We start from the raw sequence: 2734 nt of genomic DNA, 5'->3' as shown, positions 1-2734 counted from the left end.
CCGGCGGCGGCGAAGTGGGCGTCCAGCCCCTGCTTGACCGCATCCAGGCCCTGGCGCAGGGGGCCGCGCCAGCGCTGGTTCCAGCCGGGGTGCCCGCCGTCGGTGCAGCCGCAGTCGGACCGCCAGCGTTCCACGCCGTGGGCGCAACTCCACGACGACGGTTCGTGCAGCAGTACCCGCATGTGCGGCGGGTTGCGGTGGCGGAAGGCCGCGAAGTTGGTCAGCGCCACATCGTCGCGCCCGGCGTAGCCCTGGGCCAGCACGTGGGCCAGGGCCATTTCGCCAAAGGTGAAGTGGTGCCCGTAGGTTTCGCCGTCGGTGCACACGGCCAGCAGGCGGTCTCCGTTTCCGGGGGCACCGGCATCGTCGCCCCGCCCTTCGCCGGGGGGCACGGGCAGGGCGCGGGCCGCATCGGCCAGTCTGCGCCAGAATATTTCGCCGTCGCGCAAAAGTTGCTCGAACGCCACGGCCCGCGAGATGGGGCCGTCGTAGAAGAAGATGTCGATGCTCCGGCCGGATGGCAGTTCCGCCCGGTAGGGCAGGCCGATGTCCAGCGAGCCTTCATGCACCGGCTGCCACGCGGCATGGGCCTGGTTGATGCCGTCCAGCGCGGCCACGGCGCGGGCCTGGCGCGGGGCCAGCACGGTGAAGGCGATGCCCGCCGCGGCCAGCGTTTCCAGCGTGGGGGTGTCCACGGCGGCCTCGGGCAGCCACATGCCTTCGGGGGCACGGCCAAAGCGTGCCATGAAGTCGGCCACTGCCCATGCGGTTTCCACCTCGCGGTCGAGGGGGGTGGCCAGGGGCATGATGACGTGGTGGTACACCTGGGCCATGGCATTGCCGTGTCCCCAGCGCGCCGCGCTTGTCCGGTCGCCCTCCACCATGCGGCGCAGGGTGTCCGGCGCGTGGCGGTCCATCCAGCGCAGCAGGGTTGGCCCGGCGTTGAAGCTGGTCCATTCGTAGCAGTTCAGGATGTCGCCGATGCGCCCCTCGCGGTTCAGGCGGCGAGCCCACCCCAGCGGGGCGTAACTTTCGCGCAGGATGCGGGTGTTCCAGTCGGGGGCGGGGGCTGCGCTGCCTTCGGGCAAAATATCATCCAGCCACGGATCCTCGCGGGGGGGCTGATAGAAATGGCCGTGGATACACAGGCTGCGGGGCATGGGGACCTCCTGGTTTCCGGCAGGATACACGTCCCCGCGCTACGGGGAAAGGTGCCTCACCCGGTTATGGGGGCACAAGCAGGGTTTACGGGGGCGCAATGCAAGGCTATCATCATGCCGTAGTCAATCGGGGGTTCGCCGTGAACGTCGATACGGAAATGGTGAAAGATTTCCCTGTCCTGGGTGAAAAGCCCAGGCGCGGGGTCTTTTCCACGACGGCCGATATGAAAATCGGTTTCGGCGGTACGCGGCGTACCGTGCAGCAAAACGTGATGATTTACGTGACCCAGCGCGACGACGGCCGCTACGACGCCCAGGCGCTGAACGACAACCACGTGCCCACCGGCGAGACCACCATCCTCACCTACGAGGACCTTGTTCTCGACTACATTCCAGAACCCGCCGTCTATCACGAGAAAGTGTACCCGGCCATGCGCGAACTGGCCGGGCACATCGCGCGCGGCGAACGCCACCGCGAGCGCGGCGAGACCTGGAGCGCGGAATTCGAATTCCAGAACGCCCTGGCCATCGACGAGCAGAACGTGCGCGCCACCTTCGGGCTGGGGCTGACCTACCTTGCCCGCGAGGATCTGGACAAGGCGCGCGAGGTGTTCCAGCGGCTCATTGCCCTGCCCGGCGCCTTCGACCCGCGCCACAAGCACATGTTCAACGATTTCGGCATCAAGCTGCGCAAAAGCCGCATGTTCGGAGAGGCGTTGCGCTTCTACGCCCGCGCCGCGCAACTGGCGCCCAAGGACGACCACCTGCTGTACAACATCGCCCGCACCTTGTTCGAGTCCGGCGACTACGAGAAGGCCAACGGCTTTCTGTGCCGTGCCCTGGCCCTGAACCCCCGGCTGGAGGAGGGGCAGCAGTTGCGCGCGGTCATCGCCGTGCGCAAGGGCCGAGAGGTGGGCCACCCCATGGACATGCCGCAGGAATTGTTGCTGAATGACCCGTGCGATGTGCCGGAGGCGTTGGCGGATTCCGTTGAAGGCTACTAGCAGCAAGAGTGTTGCAGCCTGTGAAAATTCACGGGGCGACGTTCGGAAGAACGCCGCCCCGTTTTCGTTCAGGCGAAGGCCATGCGGTGGCAGGGAACGTCGTTAATAGGGGATGCCCAGATTCATGGCCGCATGCACGGTGGCTCCGAAGAACACAGCCCGGCCCGCCAGTTCGCCCAGCAGCACCAGCGGTCCCATCCAGCGGGGGATGCGCGGGCTGCGGATCATCACCACCAGCGGCACCAGAATGCCCAGTACCAGCCGCGCCCAGTACAGGGGAGAGGCCAGCCACGCGCGCGCGGTCATCTGCATTACCGTGCCGCCCGACGCCCACACGCAGGGCACGATGACGTACACGGCCAGCGCCGCCGCAAGGCTGCCCAGCAGCACGGCGCGCAGCATGGGCTGGCTGCCTTCGCCCGCGAACCAGCTGCCGAAGGATGTCCCCAGCAGCAGCGCCGACAGCAGGAAGAAGCCCAGCGGCGCGGCGTTGTGCACGGCGGGCATGGCAGGCGGGGCATAGGTCATGCCCGAGGTGTACAGGGCGGCCAGGCCCACCAGCGCGGCAGC

At 67.7% G+C, this 2734-nt stretch carries 1 protein-coding gene and 2 pseudogenes; 1 reads left to right on the top strand and 2 read right to left on the bottom strand.

The window, feature by feature from the left end; all coding sequences use genetic code 11:
- A pseudogene (locus FVW27_RS12600) lies at window positions 1-1160 on the bottom strand (DUF3536 domain-containing protein); the annotation flags it as partial.
- 224 nt (window positions 1161-1384) lie between these two features.
- Between FVW27_RS12600 and FVW27_RS12595 the strand changes: the two are divergent.
- Window positions 1385-2164: a tetratricopeptide repeat protein gene (locus FVW27_RS12595; protein ID WP_243838420.1), complete on the top strand. Its 780-nt coding sequence runs from the start codon at window positions 1385-1387 to the stop codon at window positions 2162-2164.
- A gap of 102 nt (window positions 2165-2266) precedes the next feature.
- Here FVW27_RS12595 and FVW27_RS12590 read toward each other — a convergent pair.
- Window positions 2267-2734: pseudogene (locus FVW27_RS12590) on the bottom strand (molybdopterin-containing oxidoreductase membrane anchor subunit); the annotation flags it as partial.

This window comes from Nitratidesulfovibrio liaohensis (assembly GCF_011682075.1).
Taxonomy (GTDB): Bacteria; Desulfobacterota; Desulfovibrionia; order Desulfovibrionales; family Desulfovibrionaceae; genus Cupidesulfovibrio; species Cupidesulfovibrio liaohensis.
The sequence above is the reverse complement of the archived record's forward strand: the minus strand, read 5'-3'. Positions and strand labels throughout refer to the sequence as shown.